The 18,795-nt window shown below is 36.1% G+C and carries 10 protein-coding genes; all 10 read right to left on the bottom strand.

What is annotated here, in order from left to right; all coding sequences use genetic code 11:
• Window positions 1–19: 19 nt before the first annotated feature.
• The 10 genes from EV142_RS19765 to EV142_RS19720 all read right to left on the bottom strand — a co-directional run bounded on the left by EV142_RS19765 (window position 20) and on the right by EV142_RS19720 (window position 18,752).
• Window positions 20–1,417 (bottom strand): DUF4960 domain-containing protein, encoded by a 1,398-nt coding sequence (locus EV142_RS19765; protein WP_132037570.1) that lies wholly within the window; start codon window positions 1,415–1,417, stop codon window positions 20–22.
• A 19-nt stretch (window positions 1,418–1,436) separates the two neighbouring features.
• Window positions 1,437–3,128, bottom strand: a complete 1,692-nt coding sequence (locus EV142_RS19760; protein ID WP_132037569.1) for a RagB/SusD family nutrient uptake outer membrane protein — start codon at window positions 3,126–3,128, stop codon at window positions 1,437–1,439.
• A gap of 21 nt (window positions 3,129–3,149) precedes the next feature.
• On the bottom strand, window positions 3,150–6,260 hold the full coding sequence (locus tag EV142_RS19755; RefSeq protein WP_132037568.1) for a SusC/RagA family TonB-linked outer membrane protein: 3,111 nt from the start codon (window positions 6,258–6,260) through the stop codon (window positions 3,150–3,152).
• Window positions 6,261–6,277: 17 nt separating this feature from the next.
• Window positions 6,278–7,885 carry a glycoside hydrolase family 32 protein gene (locus tag EV142_RS19750; RefSeq protein ID WP_238698766.1) on the bottom strand — a complete coding sequence of 536 codons (1,608 nt, stop codon included), beginning with the start codon at window positions 7,883–7,885 and terminating at the stop codon, window positions 6,278–6,280.
• Window positions 7,848–9,206 carry a sugar porter family MFS transporter gene (locus EV142_RS19745; protein WP_132037567.1) on the bottom strand — a complete coding sequence of 453 codons (1,359 nt, stop codon included), beginning with the start codon at window positions 9,204–9,206 and terminating at the stop codon, window positions 7,848–7,850. Before EV142_RS19745 ends, EV142_RS19750 begins: the two co-directional genes overlap by 38 nt.
• 230 nt (window positions 9,207–9,436) lie before the next feature.
• Window positions 9,437–12,175: a substrate-binding domain-containing protein gene (locus EV142_RS19740; RefSeq protein WP_132037566.1), complete on the bottom strand. Its 2,739-nt coding sequence runs from the start codon at window positions 12,173–12,175 to the stop codon at window positions 9,437–9,439.
• Window positions 12,176–12,426: 251 nt separating this feature from the next.
• Window positions 12,427–12,630, bottom strand: coding sequence for a hypothetical protein (locus EV142_RS24470; RefSeq protein WP_238698767.1), 204 nt, complete (start codon window positions 12,628–12,630; stop codon window positions 12,427–12,429).
• 163 nt (window positions 12,631–12,793) lie between these two features.
• Window positions 12,794–15,265: a glycoside hydrolase family 95 protein gene (locus tag EV142_RS19730; RefSeq protein WP_132037565.1), complete on the bottom strand. Its 2,472-nt coding sequence runs from the start codon at window positions 15,263–15,265 to the stop codon at window positions 12,794–12,796.
• A 47-nt stretch (window positions 15,266–15,312) separates the two neighbouring features.
• Entirely contained in the window at window positions 15,313–17,292 is a 1,980-nt protein-coding gene (locus EV142_RS19725) for an alpha-L-arabinofuranosidase C-terminal domain-containing protein (RefSeq protein WP_132037564.1), read from the bottom strand.
• A 20-nt stretch (window positions 17,293–17,312) separates the two neighbouring features.
• The gene (locus EV142_RS19720; RefSeq protein WP_132037563.1) at window positions 17,313–18,752 is read right to left on the bottom strand and encodes a glycoside hydrolase family 28 protein; all 1,440 of its coding nucleotides are present in this window, start codon (window positions 18,750–18,752) and stop codon (window positions 17,313–17,315) included.
• Window positions 18,753–18,795 lie beyond the last annotated feature (43 nt).

The following is an 18,795-nucleotide window of genomic DNA, read 5'->3' as shown; positions in this document are numbered from 1 at the left end:
TTTGCTGGTTTCAGAGTGATTAATCTTTAGCTAAATAATTGATACTATTTTGTGTCAAAAGCCTAATATTGGTAATAAATTCATTGGCCTGACTAGGTACTCCGCTACTATTGGTTTCGTTATACCAATCGTAAGCTCCCATCGAAATCACGATCACATTTTTATTAGCTGATGTATTTGGAAACTCTGCAATGGTAACTCTTCCGTCGAGATTATTATCCCATGCTTCACTAGCCAGGTTGGTTCCGCCGGTTTGGTTTCTCCAGCCTTCTCCATTACCATAACCTCCCCATTCCGGCAAAAACCACCATGCAGTATGATTTAGCCTGAAAGTTCCGGCTTGCAACAGATTCGCTTTCCCGCTTTCATAAGTTATCAATCCTTCGAAAACCGGATGACTTTCGTGACCTACAAAAGACATTCCCCATGAGTTTCCATCTACAAATCCGTTGGGAGGAAAATCTCCAAAAACATTATTCGGTCCTTTTCCGGAAGGAACAATTCCTAAAGCATCTACATACTGAGAGGCAAAAGAGGTTAAAAGTAAATTCCCACCATTAGATCTAAAATCCTTTAAAGCTGCTGTTACGGCAGGTTTATAAGCAATTGCCGGCAAATTAGCAGCTGAATCAAAATGCCACCAGATGACATCAATATCGCTTAAATCTGTACCGTTTTCAATGCTGTTAAATGAAATGTATTTCGCTCCGCTAAAAGTGGAAAAGAACCAATCAGCAGCGGCAATTTCATCCATATTTGTAATTTCAGCTCTCGTTGCGGCTGTTCCTAAAAAAGCAACAACCAAACCAGTTACCGGAACACCAACATTTGCCGTATAATTCACACTTTTGCCTTTAGACGTTACTACAAAAGTCACTGGGTTTGAAAAATCAATTGCCATGCCAGATGCAGGTGAAATGGAAACTCCTTCTGTCACTTGAATAATTGGTTTTAAAGCTGTTAAATTTGTACCCTCAGGCAATGTCAGGGTAATGGTCCTGTTTACATCGTTTACCGTTGCTGCAACTCCGTTAATGGTAAAACTCTTAATAGGACTTAAAACCATAGTGGTTACTGTATAATCTTTGTACAAATTGCCATTAATTACTCTAAACTTTACCGGATTTGAATAATTAGCCGTTACCGTTAGATCTAAATTTGATGTTGCGCCTTCTTCTAGTACCATTTCGGGTTTTACAGCTGTGATGTCTGATCCATAAGGCATCGTGACATTTATTTTTCCGGTTTTCTGGTCAATTTCGCCTGCAACTCCATTTATTTTAAATGAAGTTACATTAGACGGTGAATTGACATCAAAACCACCACTCTCAAAACTGTTTTCACAGGCGGTAACCATAAAAAACATTGCCAGTATCAAAGACACTCCGGTCCAATTTTTATATATAAATTTTCTCATGTTGCTGTTCTTAAATAGATTAATAACCCGGGTTTTGTTTGTATAATCCCTGACTGAAATTAATTTGTTTCAAAGGAATCGGGCAATATTCTTCCTTATGCGCATCGAAAAAGGCATCCTGATAATAGGTGCGTTTTGTTTTTTCTCCCGCATAAAAATCATTCATTACCTCATCTGTAACCCCCCAACGAACTAAATCAAAGAAACGATTTCCTTCCATAGCCAATTCTAAACGGCGCTCAAAACGCATCGCTTTACGGGCAAAATCCTGTGTCCAGTTGCAATTAACGCCGTCAACATAAGTATTAATTTTAAAATTATTTACATACGGAAGTCGTCCTGTACTCTGAGCCGCACGTTCTCTAATCTGATTGATTAATGGTAAAGCTTCTGATTGTCTTCCTAGTTCAATCAGGGCTTCGGCACGCATTAAAATCACATTAGCATAACGAATCTGGATTCTATTTTTTGAATTCCCGTAAAACGGATCAATATTTACCACACAGCTACAGTTTGGCGCCACGTTTTCTTTTAATGAAGCAAAATAGCCGTATGTTCCCGGAGATCTTACCCAGGCTTCAACATATAAAAATTCGGGATCATATTTATAAGGCAAACCCGGCATGGCAACCGTGTGATACAATCTTGGATCAACGGTATTGGCATCAATATTTTTATAGTCAAAATCCTGATTGTTATAGGTGTCAAATTCCGGAAGACCATTTGCACCCGTTTTAAAAGCATTTACTAAATTTTGGCTTGGTTTATGAAAATCGCAGCATCCCAAACCCTGAGGAGTTGACAGGACATCCGAAAAATTTAATCTTCCGTATAAAGTTCCATCATTATCTGAAAATTGAATGGAGAAAATCGATTCAGCTCCGTTTTCAAAAGTTCCCGGCAAAAAGTTATTCGCAAAATCAGGTTCCAGGCTTGCTTTTCCGATTACTTTGTCTGTCGCGGCAATTACTTCCTGTAAATGCTGCTGGTTGATTCCTGTTACTTTATAAGTATCATCTTGTGTATAGGCCTGATACAAACGGGTTTTAGCCAGATAAGCATAAGCTGCTTTTTGAGTAGCACGCCCAATCTGTGGCTGAGTTTCCGGTAAAGCATCGGCGGCAGCCTGAAAATCTCCAGCAATTTTATTCCAAAGTTCTTCGTTTGAAAGTGCTTTATTTGAGATCGTCTTATACGCTTCTACCGGAATGTCTTCTGTGATGTAAGGAACGTTCCTGAACATAATTTTCAGCATAAAGTAAAAATGTCCTCTTAAAAAACGCATCTCGGCCATACGTGTTTTCTTTAGCGGATAATCGGCTTCCGAAATTTGTTCTAATGCTTTCAAAGCTTTATTCGCCCTTGAAACCCCCACATAACTGATGTACCAAAAAGAATCTAATTCTCCGAAATCCGGTCTGATATTATTAGAAACTTCAAAAAAGTGAAAATCCTGAATATCATTTGTTCCGCTGCCTCCTTTGTAAGCATCATCAGAACGAACATTTCCAAATGGCCACAAACTATAAGGTGAATCATAATGATCATTGCCCAACTGAGCATAAGCTGCGTTCATAAATCCTTCTACCGATTGTGGTGTTACAATATCTTCTTCAGACAACACACCACGCGGATCATTTTCCAGAAAATCAGAACAGGAACCCAATATTCCCATCACTAAAAATGCTGTTATATATAGTATTTTTTTCATGTTTTTTGATTTAAGCTTTTATTATAAAGTAAAATTAAGACCAGCCGTGAAAGTGGTTGGCTGCGGATATCCAAAACCTGCATTCTCAGGATCAACGCCTGTGAAACTCTTAGCATCAATAATCAATAAATTTTGTCCGCTGATGTATAATCTAAAGCTTTCAAGATTGATTTTTTTCAATAAATCTTTTGGCAAACTGTATCCAAATTGCAAAACACGCAGCTTAAGATAATTACCATTTTCTACATAATAAGTGGAGAATCTTGACTCTCCATTGCTATCAACTGTTGTTAAAGCCGGAATAGTCGAATTTGGATTATCTACAGACCAGGCATTTAATAATCGTGTTCCTTTGTTTGACCCTATGTCATCAACACTCCAGAAATCGGTTTGATATTTGGTATTGTTAATCACGTCAACATCGCTTACTCCTTCCCAGAAAGTAGTGAAATCCCAATTTTTATATCCCAAGCCTAAATTAAATCCGTAAGTCAATCCCGGATTTGGATTTCCTATCCAGGTACGATCTTTAAGATCCGGAGTAATCACTCCGTCTCCGTTTAAATCTTTGTAACGAATACGCCCAAGGCCTTTTCCTTCCTGAATAGGCGAATTATCTACTTCTTCCTGAGTTTTAAATAAACCATCAGCAACGTAACCGTACATAGAGTTAATTGGACGTCCCAGAATATTATCGTTTAGTCCGTCTCCTCCATAATTATTTATTACTTCATCCGGTAATTTTGTAATCTTATTTTTGTTTGCGGAAATATTTCCGGAGATATCATATTTCAATCCAAATGATGTTTCATCGTGATATCCCAGAGTTACTTCCCATCCTTTATTTTCCATCGATGCTCCGTTTACCCAGCGATCTCCACCCTCTCCAATTACTGCTAAATAAGGCGGTAAAACCAGAATATCTTCTGTATTCTTGATATAATAATCAACAGAACCGCTTAATTTTTGCTTGAATAATCCGAAATCCAGTCCAATGTTGGTTTGAGTCGTGGTTTCCCATTTCAAATCATCATTTCCGGATTGGGTCGCGATGAAACCAGAAGGAAGCAAACCGTTTCCGTTTCCTGCAATATCATAAGCAGTTCCGTAAGATGTTGCCCAGGTCGGGCTTCCTCCTGCATAACTGGCCAGGTACAAACTGTAAACAGCTTTATTGCTGATTTCCTGATTTCCGGTCTGTCCCCATCCTGCTCTTAATTTTAGATCAGAAAAAACGGGTGCACTATTTTTAATGAAATTTTCATTAGAAATTCTCCATCCCGCCGAAACTGCAGGGAAGGTTCCAAATTGATTGTTTTTTCCAAAACGAGACGAACCATCACGACGGATTGTAGCGGAAAGCAAGTAACGATTATCGAACTCATAATCTGCTTTTCCAAAATAGGACAGCAGTGAATATACTGTTGAAGTTCCGCTTGTAAACGATTCTCCTGTTCCCGCATCAGGATACATATAGTCAGGCGTTTCGATCAAAAAGTCATTTTTGCGTAAAGTTGTATTCTCAAAAGTATCTTTATACATCTCGGTTCCGGCCATTAAATTCAAATTGCTTTTTCCGAAATTCAAACTATAAATAGCCGTATTGGTCCAGGTCCATTTATCACTTACGGACTGATCCATTGTAATTGATGTCTGATCGTTTTGCAAATAACCGGACTGGTAACTTCTTTGCAGCGTACGCTTTTTATAAAACCCGTAATCGATACCAAAACTGCTTTTGATATGAAGGTTTTTGATAAGCTCTAAATCTGCAGACATATTTCCGAAAAGACGTAAATAATCATATTTATTGTCTTTGTTATATTCTAAAAGTCGTACCGGATTTTGTCTGTCATTCATTCCGCCAACTGGTCCTCCCCATCCTTTTCCGTCAACCGTATGTACCGGAATAATTGGCAAAGCACGGAGTGCCGGATCTAAAACTCCGGGGTCTGTAACTTCGTTGGTACGATTGAAACTAAAGTTTTCCCCAATAACCAATTTACCGCCAAAATACTTATAAGAACTATTCATACGGGCAGAAATTCTTTCAAAATCGGTTGTTTTTACAACTCCCTCATTTCGATAATATCCCAGAGAAAAAACGTAGCTTCCTTTGTCTGATGCATTAGAAACGGATAAATCATACGACTTTGCGATTCCGGTTTGCGAAATTGCATCGTACCAGTCGGTATTCGATGCTTTCAGCGTTTGATTCGCATCTAGATATTCAGGAACCAAAACTTTGTTTAATTGTGGTTTGTTATTATTCACAGACCAGTCAAACTGGTAACGCAAATTATTGTTATTCGGATTTATTCCGTCGTTGATATTGGCCTGCCATAAAGCCTGCCCAAACTGATTGGCATTTAACACCTCAAGCTTTCTCGAATAATCAGAAAAAGACGTATAAGTGCTAAAATTGATTCTCATTTTACCTTCTTTTCCTTTTTTGGTCGTAATGATAATTACTCCGTTTGAAGCTCGGGAACCATAAATACTCGCCGAAGAAGCATCTTTTAAAACCTGAATGGTTTCAATATCATTCGGGTTTAGTTCATGCATTCCTGATTTAGTCGGCATTCCGTCAATTACATACAAAGGATCTGTGTTGTTTAAAGTTCCTACACCACGAATTATCACTTTTGTATTTGCCCCGCTCGGAGATCCGTCAGACGAAACTTTCACCCCTGCTACCCTTCCCTGCAACGCTTTAATTGGGTTTGGTTCGGTCTGTTTCATGACTTCCTTCATGTTTACAACAGCAACCGCTCCGGTAATATCTGTTTTCTTTTGTTTGGAATATCCTGTTACGACAACTTCATTTAGTTGATTGTTGTCTACTTTTAAAGTTACACTTACTGTTTTTTGCCCTTTTACGGAAATGGATTGTGGTGCATATCCGATAAAAGAAACAACAATTACAGCATCTGAATTTATAGTCCCGAAAGAAAAATTCCCGTCAAAATCTGTTACGGTATTGGTATTTGTACCCGAAATCAGTACGGTTGCTCCCGGAAGCGGCATTCCGTCATCTGACGAAATTACGGTTCCTTTAATTCCACTTTCCTGCGCTGTCATCATCAGCACTGGAAAGAAGAAAAATAGAAAATAAATAATTTTACTTTTCATGAGGTTAGTGGTTTTAGTTAGTTTATATTTAATTGGTTAATTACGAGGTTACTCAATTCAATTCCCTCGTTTGAAGAAACGGACAGAGAGGTAAATGGCTGGTTTGAGAAAAAGATTTCCGTGATTACTTTTTCGCCATTGTTGTAAAATATTTCAATAGATGTTTTGTCTAAAATGATTTTAAAAACACCTTCTTTTTGATTTCCTTCTAAAGCTGCTTTGGTAATTGTGGAAGCGAACTTTTCTGAGAAATCATTTTTTCCTGATTTCGAACGATCCACAAATAAATAATGATCTGAATTATTGATGCCAAAAGTCAAAGATTCACCGACTGCGTTTGCAAGTGTAAAATTGTACGTGTCCTGTTTTAAGTTTTTTAAATTAAAGCTGACAATTGCCTGAGTTAAATCAATTTTTCCTGCTTCCGGAATTGAAATTTTTCCTTTTCCTTTTACACTTTTTCCTTTGATGGTTTTAGAAACATATTTATTAATTTCTTTTACCGGATTACTAACCAAACTATAGTTCTCTCCTTTTTTGATTAACTGAATTTCTCGGGCAATGGTAGTGCTGCTTCTCCAGGCATTCGTCGGTACCTGTTGCGCGTAATCCCAGTTGGACATCCATCCAATAAATAATCGTCGCCCGTCAGCACTCGGAATATTATTCCAGGTTACGCCGGCATAATTATCTTTTCCGTAATCCAGCCAAACTGCTTTTTCTGCTTCTACCCTTTTTGCAAAATTTATATCGAGTGTAAAAGTCTTTCCATCAAAATCTCCTATAAAATATTGCGTTCCTGAACCTCCATTAGCTCCGCCGGGATTTAAATTCTGAATTAAAACCCATTTGGTTTCGTTGGTTCCTTCAACTTTTATCTGAAAGAAATACGGGCACTCCCAAACCCCTCCATGGGCGCCAATATTTTTTCCAAACTCAGATAAGTATTCCCATTTTTTAAGATTTTCAGAGGTATAAAACTGAGCACGATCTTGTGCCGCTAAAACCATTATCCATTGTTTATGGGTTTCATCCCAAGTCACTTTTGGATCACGAAAATCACGAATTCCGGGGTTTTTCACGACAGGATTTCCTTCCTCAAATTTCTGCCATGTAAAACCGTTGTTATTCGAATAGGCAATATCCTGCTGCTCCACATCAATTTTACCTTCTTTTTCTTTTGTCATATCATGCAGCGTATAAATTGCTACAATGGGAGCCTTTTTTCCGGTTGCTAAACCTGAAGTATTATATCTGTCTACAACAGCACTTCCTGAAAAAATATATTTGTCTTTGTCAGGATATAGCGCAATTGGCTGCTCCTCCCATTTAATTAAATCTTTACTAATGGCATGTCCCCAATGCATTGGTCCCCAAACACTTTTTTCAGGATAGTACTGGTAAAATAAATGGTAATATCCGTCAGCGTAGAACATTCCGTTAGGATCATTCATCCAGCCTTTTTTTGGTGTAAAATGAAAGTTAGGACGGTACATTTGCTCCTCTGAAGAAGCTGAAACTGAAACAGAAGTATTTTGTGCAACAGCTGAATATGGTTTACAACCTGCTATCGATAGTAGTATAGCACTATAAAATGCCAGCGGTAGATGTTTCTTTGATTTCATTTTTTTTGATATTTTTTTTGGTTAGATTTTCGCTTAATACTTCTAAAGAAATCCCTTTAGTTTCCGGCATCATAAAAATGACAAACAGCAATTGCAGCACCATCATCAAAGTAAAAATTAAGAAGACTACTTCTGGTCCAATTTCTGAGAATAACATCGGAATTAAGGATGGAATAATCGCTGCCAAAACCCAATGTACTGAACTTCCAAAAGCTTGTCCCGAAGCACGAATATGATTTGGGAAAATTTCTGAGATGAAAACCCAGATAACGGCTCCCTGGCCAATAGCATGTGAAGCAATAAATAAAAAAAGGAAAATTGGTACTGATAATCCTCCCCAATTAAAATAAAACGAAGCCGAGACCAATCCTAAAGAAATAATATATCCAACAGAACCAATGTACATTAACAACTTTCTTCCTAATTTGTCAATTAATGCGACTCCGATTAAAGTAAAGATAAGATTCGTAATCCCGATGCCGATGCTGCTTAATAAAGCGGTGTTTTGCCCTAAACCTGCTTCTTCAAAAATTCTGGGTGCATAATACAAAAAGGCATTGATCCCGGAAAACTGATTGAAAAATGCAATTAAAAAAGCCAACATTAACGGAAAACGGTATTTTTTCATGAAGATGTTTTCATGTTTGGTAACGCCATTTTCTCTGGAATCATCCATGATGTCTTTAAGGTCTGCAGATGGATCAATTTTGAATAACACTTTACGTGCTTCTTCATCTCTGTTTTTAGACAATAACCATCTTGGGCTTTCGGGAATAGTAAGTATAAAAAGAATATATATAAAAGAGGGGATTGCCTGAACTCCTACCATCCAACGCCAGGCATTTACTCCGATATCTTTTAAAAAGTAATTGGATATAAAAGCTATTAAAATTCCCAGTACAATATTAAACTGATACAAAGCTACTAATCGTCCGCGTTTATCTGCCGGAGCAATTTCAGAAACATAAGCCGGAGCAGCAATGGTTGAAGCACCAACTCCTAAACCACCAATAAATCTGAAAGCGGCAAAAACAAATGGATCATTTGCAAAAGCTGCACCTATCGCAGAAATAAGATATAAAATCCCAATCCAGAACAGTGTTTTTTTACGACCAATTTTATTGGTTGGAATTCCTCCAAAAATGGCCCCCACAACAGTTCCCCAAAGTGCCATTGCCATAACAACAGATCCATGAAAAGCATCAGATGAATGCCATAAAAGCTGTAATTGTTTATCAGCTCCAGAAATAACTACGGTATCAAAACCGAATAGAAAACCTGCCAGTGCAGCAGTAACAGACCAAATCAATATCTTGTTCATTGTAGATGTATTAAAAACTTATCGCTAAGATATCCGCAAAAAAAACAACTTATTTTTAATGATGTTACAATTTAATTCTATAATAATTGAAGTATTGGCAGTTTAACCGCAAAGCCTTTGTTTACAAGCCTTTATACAATTTAAAATTTATTTACGAAAACCATGTAGTTTCGATTTTGTTACATTAGGTTCAAAATTGATACTTAATTTGTATCCACTTTGAACTTATATTAATTGGAAGATTTGTATTCCTTTGGTGAAATTCCAAATTTATTCTTAAAAGCTGTAGAAAAATAGTTTGGAGAAGAGAATCCAAGAGAGTATGCAATCTCTGAAATATTCATTTCATTTGACTTCAAAAGTTCTGCTGCTTTCTCTAATTTAACATTATTAATATGGTCGCTAATATTGATTCCGATAATAGCCTTTACTTTTCGATACAATTGTACTCTCGAAACTCCTAATTTATCGGCTAAATCTTCTACGGAGAATTTAGGGTTTTCAACATTCTTCTTTATGATATCATTCATTTTAGTAATAAAGGACTGTTCCTGATTGCCAAATTTAGACTCGGGCTCAATGCGGTATATATTATTGGTGTAATAGTATCGAAGTTTCTCCCTGTTGAAAAGCAAACCCGAAATGGATTGTTTTAGAATAGAAAGACTAAACGGTTTTGTAAGATATTGATCAACGCCACTTTGCAGCCCTTTCAAAGTAGATTCTTTATCGCCCTGTGCCGTTAAAATAACAATTGGAATATGGGAGGAACGTAAATCCTTTTTCAATTCTTTGCTAATTTCATAACCGTCCTTGTCTACCAAATTAATATCACAAATGATAATGTCCGGAACAATTTCCATTGCTTTTTCAATAGCGTCGCTTCCGTCAGAGGTATAAACTACATATTCATTCGATAATTTAGCTTTTAAAAATGCGACCAAATCTACATTGTCTTCTATAACTAAAAGCGTATGTTTTTCTGATTCAGAAACCACATTTACTACGTTTAATTCCGTTTCGATAGCTAAATTATCTGATATTAAATTTGGCATAATATCAAGATTTTCAGCCTTATTAATCATTTCAGAAGGCTTTAAATGACTCACTCCTTTTAATAGAATAATTACAAATTCGATTCCTTGTTTTGATTTTAATTCGATTGTTCCGTAATGCAAAAGCACAAATTCTTTTGAGAGGTGAAGTCCAATTCCTGAACTGTTTTTATTATTGTTTGAAGCTCTGAAAAAAGGATTAAAAACATTTGACAATTCATTTTCAGGGATCCCGATTCCGGAATCTTTAAAACTAATTCTAACTGTGTTGTCTTGATTTTCGACAATCGAAATACTGATTTTTCCGTTGTCAGGCGTAAACTTGAAAGCGTTAGAAAGCAAATTGAAATACACTTTATCCATTAATCCTCTATCAATAAACAACTCCAGATTTTTGTTTTTGCAAGTAAGCTGAAAATCAATATTTCTGCGGGCTGCTTCGCCTTTAAAGTTGGTCATTACTTCGTTTGTAAAATCATAGATTTTAGTATTTGAAGCTCTTAACGTAAATTTTTGTTCTTCAATTTTTCTAAAATCCAATAACTGATTTATTAATCGCAACAATCTGTTCGAGTTTTTATGGATCAGCTTTACCTCATCAACGAGCGTTGTACCCTTAATTTTTTCATTTTCAATTAACGACTCTACATAACTCATAATCAAAGTTATGGGAGTTTTAAATTCATGCGAAAGTCCGGTAAAGAAATTCAACTTTGCCTCATTACTTTTTTGGGCAATTTTGGCCATTTCCTGAATTTCATTATTCTGATCAATTACCGTTTGATTAATTTTTTCAAGTTGTTTTTTCTTTCTTGAAATAGAAATAGTAGAATAAATACTGTAAATCGTCAAACTTAAAATGATCACTAAAAAAAAACTAAGTAAGCGAACCAGGTTGTTCTGCGAAGCATATTCTTTTTCCTGTACTTTTATCGCACCTTGTTGTGTCTCAATAACCAATTGTTGCTGATCAACTTTATCCATTTGGTTTTCTATAATTTCAGCATTATTCTGATCGATAACAATTGTATTCAGAATATTATTCTTAGAAATTGGCTCTTTATTATACATTTTCAGAGCCAATTTCAATGCTTCGTTTCCTCCCGTCGGATATAAAATGGTCCCGTCTAAAACACCGCTTTTTACTAATTCTATCCCGCCATTAACAGTGTTCAGTCCATCAACTCCTATAAATTTAATTTTGTTTTCCAAACCTACAGTTTTAGCAGTTTCCCAAGCACTTAAAGCCATACGGTCATTATGGGCAAAAATATATTCTACATTTGGATTTCGTAAAAGAAGAGCCTTTAGCGGTTCCTTAACCGATTCTCCTTCCCAGTCACCCTGAATAGTGTTTTCTATTTTGAAAAGCTTACTTTCATTAATTATCTGACTAAATCCCAGACTGCGCTCATAGGCAGGTGATGAACCATTTGCTCCGGTAATTTCAATGATTTTACCTGAACCTTTACTATGCGAAATGATATATCGGGCAGCAATTCTGCCAATTTCAATATTGTCGGCTCCAAGATAGGCGGTGTAGTTTTCACCCTCAATTTTTCTGTCTACAACAAGGACCGGAATTCCGGCTTTTATTGATTTTTCTACAACAGCTGTTAAAGGTTTAGATTGAATTGGAGATACAACAATAACATCCACCTTATTAGAAATAAATCGCTCTATATCTTCAATCTGTTTATTGATGTTGTTATTGGCATCACTAATTTTTAAATCGACCTCAGGTCGCAATGAAGCTTCAATTTTTATAGAGCTGTTCATTTGCTTGCGCCAATCGTCAGTAGTCATGGCCTGAGAAAACCCGACTTTTATCTTGTCCCCCTGTTTTTGTTTACAGGATATTAAACTTAAGGATGCCAAAAAAAGCATCAAAATATATTTTACAAATTGATACATGAAATTTTGAGTTTTGTAAATAAAAAATAAGCACTTAAAATGCATTCTTTAATTAAACTTGTCTAAATAATTAGGAAGGATTATTTTGTACTGACAAGAAGAAAGTATGTAAAGTTTAAAAGTAAAATTAAACTTTTATTTCATGTACACAAATAAGAAGTGAAATATCTATAATAAAAAATGAAACTGGTCATTTTTATTGTATGTAAAATTGTGGCATAGCCTATTTATCTAAACTTATGGTCTGATACCTAATAGTAATGAATTCGCAATTGATGTTGAAGGTATATAAATACACCATACTTCTCAATACTATCTCCATCAATACAAGCTCTTTCAGATTTTGGAACAAATAACAATTTTAGAGTACTTTCTAAAGCGGTGAAATCTTTATTGGTGTAAGCATAATATTTCAGAAAAGTAAGGTCAAAAAATCCATTTTTATTGTTCGTCAAAAATATCCGTACTTATCTATCTTTAAGAAAATGTCCTTCTAAAAACAATCCGGAAGAGAAATGGTTCTGTCTAATTGGTGAGATAAAAACAATTAAAAAAACAACGAATTTTTATGTCATATACCAAATTCAACTATTCTCCCCCCTGCCTTAAATTTGCAAGCTATTGAAATGGCGTTATTGTATAAGTCATTCCTTTTTGAGTTTCAAATACAGCAGTATAACCAATAGATGATTTCTCACTTTTAATATTAAGTTTTTCAATTATAAATGGCTCTTGCGACCTTACACTGCAAGTACCTCCATTATTAGATAAGATTCTGGTATTGCTCATTTTACCGTTATTCCATTTTATATCTAAAATAAAACTGCCTTTTGCCGTAATACCTTTTATTTCGCCGTCTGTCCAGGCATCTGGCAGAGCGGGCAGAAGATGAATTTCTTTATTCTGACTTTGCATTAACATCTCAATAACGCCAGCGGTTCCGGCAAAATTTCCGTCTATCTGAAAAGGCGGATGTGCATCAAAAAGATTAGGATAACATCCTCCATGTCTATTATATTGTGTGTCATTCTCTTTAGTGAGTCTTAACTGATTTTTAAACAATGTATAAGCATGATTCCCGTCTAAAAGTCTTGCCCACATATTGACTTTCCACGCAAGACTCCACCCTGTACCGTCATCGCCGCGCAATTCTAATGTTTTCTTTGCGGCCATAGCCAATTCCGGGGTTTTTAAAGGCGAAATTAAATTAGCCGGATGTAAAGCATATAAATGGGAAGTATGCCTGTGATGCGGATCTACATCTTCAAAATCTTTATACCATTCCTGAAGTTGTCCTTTGCTTCCTATTTTAAAAGGAAGTAATTGATCTGCAGCCTGACTTACATTTTGCCTGAATTCTAAATCGGTATTGAGTACTTTAGAGGCTTCGATGGTATTTTTAAATAAATCTTTTATAATTCCAATATCCATCGTTGAAGCTGTTGTTACAACACCTTCTTTTTTTCCATTATAATAATATTTATTTTCAGGAGAAGTTGAAGGCATGGTTACCAAATAACCTTTCTTGTCTTTTTGCAACCAGTCTAAACTAAATTCTGCAGCACCTTTTATAATTGGATACACTTTTTTTAGATAGTTCTTATCGCCGGTATATTCATAATGTTCCCATAAATGTCTGCTTAACCAATTGGCACCCATATACCAATTTGCCCACATAGGATCTCCTTTTCCAAAATCGCCTACTGGATTTGTTGTTGCCCATATATCTGAATTATGATGCAATACCCAGCCATTAGCATGGTAAAAACTTTTGGCAGTTTCGGCTCCTGTTACGGAAACATTTTTAATGAATTCGTCAAGCGGAAAAAACAATTCAGACAAACTTCCTGATTCAACAGGCCAGTAATTCATCTGTAAATTAATATTTGTCGTGTAGTTGCTGCTCCAGGGTGCGCGAAGTTTATTGTTCCATATTCCCTGCAAGTTGGCGGGCGTATGATGTGTACGCGAAGACGAAATTAATAAATAGCGTCCATACTGAAAAAACAAAGCCTCTAGTCCGGCATCTTTTTCTCCTTTTTCATATTGTTCTAATCTTGTATCTGTGGGCAGATTAGATTTATTGGTTTCTTTTTCATTGAGTTTTAATGAAACTCTGTTAAAGAACTTCTGAAAATCTGCAATATGCTCTTTTAATAAACGATCGTACTTTTTGGCAACAGCTTTTTTAAGAGGACTTTCAGCCAATTGATGTTCGTCTTTTCCCTGACTGTCCGGACATTTATCAAATCCATTGAAACTGGTTGCTGCTGAAACGAAAAGTACAATTTCAGATGCTTTTTTAATAATTAATTTATTTCCATCATAACTTATCTCACCGTCTTTGATAACTGGTTTAATAATTAATTCAAAACGCATTCCTCTACAGCCTGTTACGTCATCATAAACAATGGGTTCTTTATTGTAATCTATATAACTAGGGTCGGCATGTGAAGGTGCTTTTCCTTTTAAAACCAGTGATTGATTTTGTATTGATTTTTCATTTCTTAAAAGACTTGCGGCATCAATTACCACAGAGAGTTTTTGTATCTGATCTGCCGAAAGTTTAATAACAATACACTGTGCAGGTGCCGAAGCAAATATTTCTCTTTGGTAGTTCACGCCGCCAATATTAAAAGTGGTCACCGCCAATCCGGTTTGTATATCCAGGCTTCTTTTGTATAAATCTGGCTTCTTTCCATCAAAATCCTGTGTCAGGATAAGGTCTCCCAACGGCATAAAACTTTCGCTGTAAGCACCCTGCATATTCTTGGTCAAACCATACGCTTTTTCAAAATTTTCATCCGTTAGTGCTTCCCTGATCAGAGCAAGATTTTTAAAAGCATCCGGATTTACATTTTTCTGCACCGGTCCGCCGCTCCACAAAGTAGCTTCATTCAATTGAATTAATTCAGTATCTGTTCTTCCAAAAACCATTGCGCCAAGTGTACCGTTTCCTATAGGTAAAGCTTCCGTCCATTCAACAGCTGGCTGGTTGTATTGCAATTTTAAATCCTGTTGTGAATAGCAAGAAAATCCTGCTGTCATCAGCAGCAAAAAAAGACTTTTTTTTAGAGAATTGTACCCCATACATTTTTAATTTAATTTGAAAATAAACCTTTAAACCTATTGAATCCTTAAATCATTTTCATTTTTAAGACGGTTACCGAATAAGCCGGAAGATTTAATTGCTGATTTCCTTTTGTAATTTTGTACTCACTTTGTTTTGGAGTTATCTTTTTCGGATCTGCAAATGTATTTTCATCTTGCGTATTTGGACTTACAAGTCTAATAATTGTTTCTTTTGATCCTAATTTTGCTCCTTTTAAATCAAGACTAACATCTTGTGCTGATTCGGCTGTATTTACCAATTTCACAATTATTTCTTTGCTGTCTGCATCTTTTACTGCCGATGCATATAAATCGTTTTGTCCCTTTAAAGGTTTTCCATCTTTTGTAATGCTTAACAAATCTGTTCCTTTATTGGTTGAAAATAATTGCTGCACATAATAATTGGCGGAACCATAGGATTCTAAATTGTTGAACCAAATCATGTCGGGAGTCCACTGCCAGGCATCTTCATGAGCCATTAAAGGTGCGTAAGAAGTTAAATGAACTACTTCTGCATTTCGTTCCAGTCCGGTCATAAAAGCAGCTTCAGAGAATGCGCATTCCCAATTATTTCTGTTATTCGGATTGGCTCCTGACACACTTTGTGCCGCATATTCTCCTGCAAATATTTTAGGGCCTTTTCTGTCATAATTATCATAACGTCCGGCGTTTTCTCTAAACCATTTCGGGCTTTGATAATAATGTTCATCGACAAGTTCCGCATTCAGTTTTTTAAGTTCCTGCATCGCAAAATCAAAATGTTCACCATCCGGAGAAGGTCCGCTTCCTGAAACAATAATGATATCCGGATATTTTGCTTTTATTGCTTTCTCAAAAACTTTATACCTGTCAATGTAATCCGGTCCCCATTGCTCGTTTCCAACTCCAATATATTTTAGATTAAATGATTTTGGATGTCCCATATCTGATCGGATTTTCCCCCAGCTTGTAGTAACAGCACCATTGGCAAATTCAATCAGATCTAAAGCGTCCTGCACATACGGATCAAGTTCATTTAATGGAGCCAATTCTCCTGTATTGTACTGACAAGCCATTCCGCAGCTCAGAATCGGAAGCGGTTCTGCCCCAATATCTTCTGAAAGCTGGAAATATTCAAAAAAGCCTAATCCAAAACTTTGAAAATAATCGGGAGTTTGTTTGTGATTGAATTCTACATTCCAACGGTTCATCATGGTTTTTCTTTCCTCTACATTTCCAACTGATTTTTTCCATTGATAACGGTCTGATAATGTTCTTCCTTCCACAATACAGCCTCCCGGAAAACGTAAAAAACCGGGTTTCATATCATATAAAAGCTGCACCAAATCTTTACGAAGTCCGTTTTTTCTGTTCTTCCAGGTATCTTCAGGAAAAAGTGAAATCATATCTAAATCTATAGTTCCTGTTCCTTCAAAAGTTATTTTAAGCTTTGCTTTTGCTTCGGTTTGAGTCGCTGTCATTTGTGCCGAATAATTACTCCATTGATCTGATTTTGGAACAATGCCCGTTTCTCCAATCACTTTATGATCTTTATCAATAAGCTGAATTATAATCTTTTTAATGGCTGAATTGTGATTGGCCGCTTTTAAAGAAAAATTGTATTTTGCCTCCCTTTTAACGCCCATTCCCCTGAAACCTTCATTTAGCAAAGCAAAACCTTGATCATTATTAATTTCTACCCTGCAAAAATTAGTATTATTTGCCGATAAGCTGATTGGCGTAGCACTACCCGATTCCTTATTCAAAGAAGATCTTTTTGTATTGGGCTGATCCCATCCCATGAAAGGTTTGTCAAATTCAAAAGATCTGTTTTTAATCATTTCAGCATATAATCCGCCATCTGCCGCAAAATTGATATCTTCAAAAAACAACCCGAACATAGTAGGCTGGATTTTGGCAATAGTCTTTGTGGCATCAACTTCTAAGATCGTTGTTTGAGCATTTACACAAAAACTGCTTAATAGTAAACTGCAAATAGTAAATTTTGTACGAATATTATTTTTCATAGTTTTTGAAATGGAACTGATTATTTTTTTACTGCCTCTAATTTAGCGGGAAAAGCTGATTGTCCGTCTAAATTTGTTATGATTAATTCATCTATATTCTTACTTTCGACTGCGTATTTAAAATATTCCGGTTTATTTTTCCCCCATTGTACCGTACAATTCTGCACTTTAATACTTTCTGCCGAATCAAAATAAAATCCCGAAGTACTTCCTTTTACAAAACCTTCGACATTAGAAGGTCGTCTGTCATATACTCCACCCGGAAAAGACGTGATTTTATCAATAAAAACACTCACATTATCAAAAACAATATTCTTGATTTTATCTTTTGATTCTCCGCTTACAAATACGCCATTTTCTCCTGTACACTGAATATTAGAAAAATAGATGTTTTTTATTTCGCCTACTTTTCCTTCTGTTGCTCCTTTTGGAAAACGCCAGTTGGCATCTTTATGATTCCCTTTCGCTCTGCTGAAAGCCGTTACATAAATTGGTTCTGCCTTTCCCCACCAGGTATCTGTCGTCAATTTACTTTCAATAATGATATTAGAAAAAATAACATCACTTACGGTTCCTTCATCTCTATTTTGAATTCCCAAAGCGCGATTGCTGTTTTTAATGATACAATTATTGAAAACCACTTGTCTGATTGCGTCCATATTTTCTGAACCAATTTTAATCGCACAGCTGCTGCTGGTCATCGTACAATTGGTAACTGTAATATTTTCGCAGGCACCAAATTCTTCAAACTCTCTTCTGTTTTTTAAACAGATACAATCATCACCACTTTCGATATAACAATCGCTGATTCTCACATTTTTGGAATGATCCAAATCGATACCGTCACTGTTACGGACTTTTAAACTATTCAATAAAGTAATTCCGCTGATTACGACATCGTTACAGCCAACCAAATGAATGGTCCAATAGGCCGAATTTCCGATATGAACATCTTTGATTCTTATATTTTTTCCTCCTGTAATTGTCAATACGTGAGGTCGTGGATCGAGCACGTTAAAAGGTTTTAAAACATAGGAATCTTCCAGTTCTTCCCCCATAAATGAAATTCCATTTCCATCTATTTTTCCGCTTCCGCTAATGGTAAAATCCACTACATTTTCTCCTCCAATCCAAATTGTCCCTTCACCCGGATTCGTTCTGAAAGCGCTTTTTGTATATAACTTTTCATCCGGACTTGCTAATAATTTAGCACCGGCTTGAATATGCAGATCCACTCTTGATTTTACTTCAATTGGTCCGGCCAAAAAGGTAAACGGCGCCGGAATTAAAACTCTTCCGCCGGTTTTACTACAGGCATCAATTGCTTTTTGAATGGCCGCCGCATCATTGGTTTTGCCATCACCTTTGGCTCCGTATTTTTTAACGTCGTAAACATTCTGTGCCGAAAAGGTCAGGGAAATACAAAAAATCAGGATTGCGATTATAGATTTCTTTTTCATTACTTTTAATTTATTTTTTAATCCCGCCAAAAGGTTGATTAAG

Source organism: Flavobacterium circumlabens, from assembly GCF_004345565.1.
Classification (GTDB): Bacteria; Bacteroidota; Bacteroidia; order Flavobacteriales; family Flavobacteriaceae; genus Flavobacterium; species Flavobacterium circumlabens.
Note: the sequence above shows the minus strand (reverse complement) of the source record. Positions and strands in the feature narration are given on the sequence as shown.

Coding starts and splice junctions, on each gene's coding strand:
- EV142_RS19760 (WP_132037569.1), bottom strand. CDS start 3,128: ATGAAAAAAATACTATATATAACAGCATTTTTAGTGATGGGAATATTG.
- EV142_RS19750 (WP_238698766.1), bottom strand. CDS start 7,885: ATGAAATCAAAGAAACATCTACCGCTGGCATTTTATAGTGCTATACTA.
- EV142_RS19745 (WP_132037567.1), bottom strand. CDS start 9,206: ATGAACAAGATATTGATTTGGTCTGTTACTGCTGCACTGGCAGGTTTT.
- EV142_RS19720 (WP_132037563.1), bottom strand. CDS start 18,752: ATGAAAAAGAAATCTATAATCGCAATCCTGATTTTTTGTATTTCCCTG.
- EV142_RS19740 (WP_132037566.1), bottom strand. CDS start 12,175: ATGTATCAATTTGTAAAATATATTTTGATGCTTTTTTTGGCATCCTTA.
- EV142_RS19730 (WP_132037565.1), bottom strand. CDS start 15,265: ATGGGGTACAATTCTCTAAAAAAAAGTCTTTTTTTGCTGCTGATGACA.
- EV142_RS19755 (WP_132037568.1), bottom strand. CDS start 6,260: ATGAAAAGTAAAATTATTTATTTTCTATTTTTCTTCTTTCCAGTGCTG.
- EV142_RS19765 (WP_132037570.1), bottom strand. CDS start 1,417: ATGAGAAAATTTATATATAAAAATTGGACCGGAGTGTCTTTGATACTG.
- EV142_RS19725 (WP_132037564.1), bottom strand. CDS start 17,292: ATGAAAAATAATATTCGTACAAAATTTACTATTTGCAGTTTACTATTA.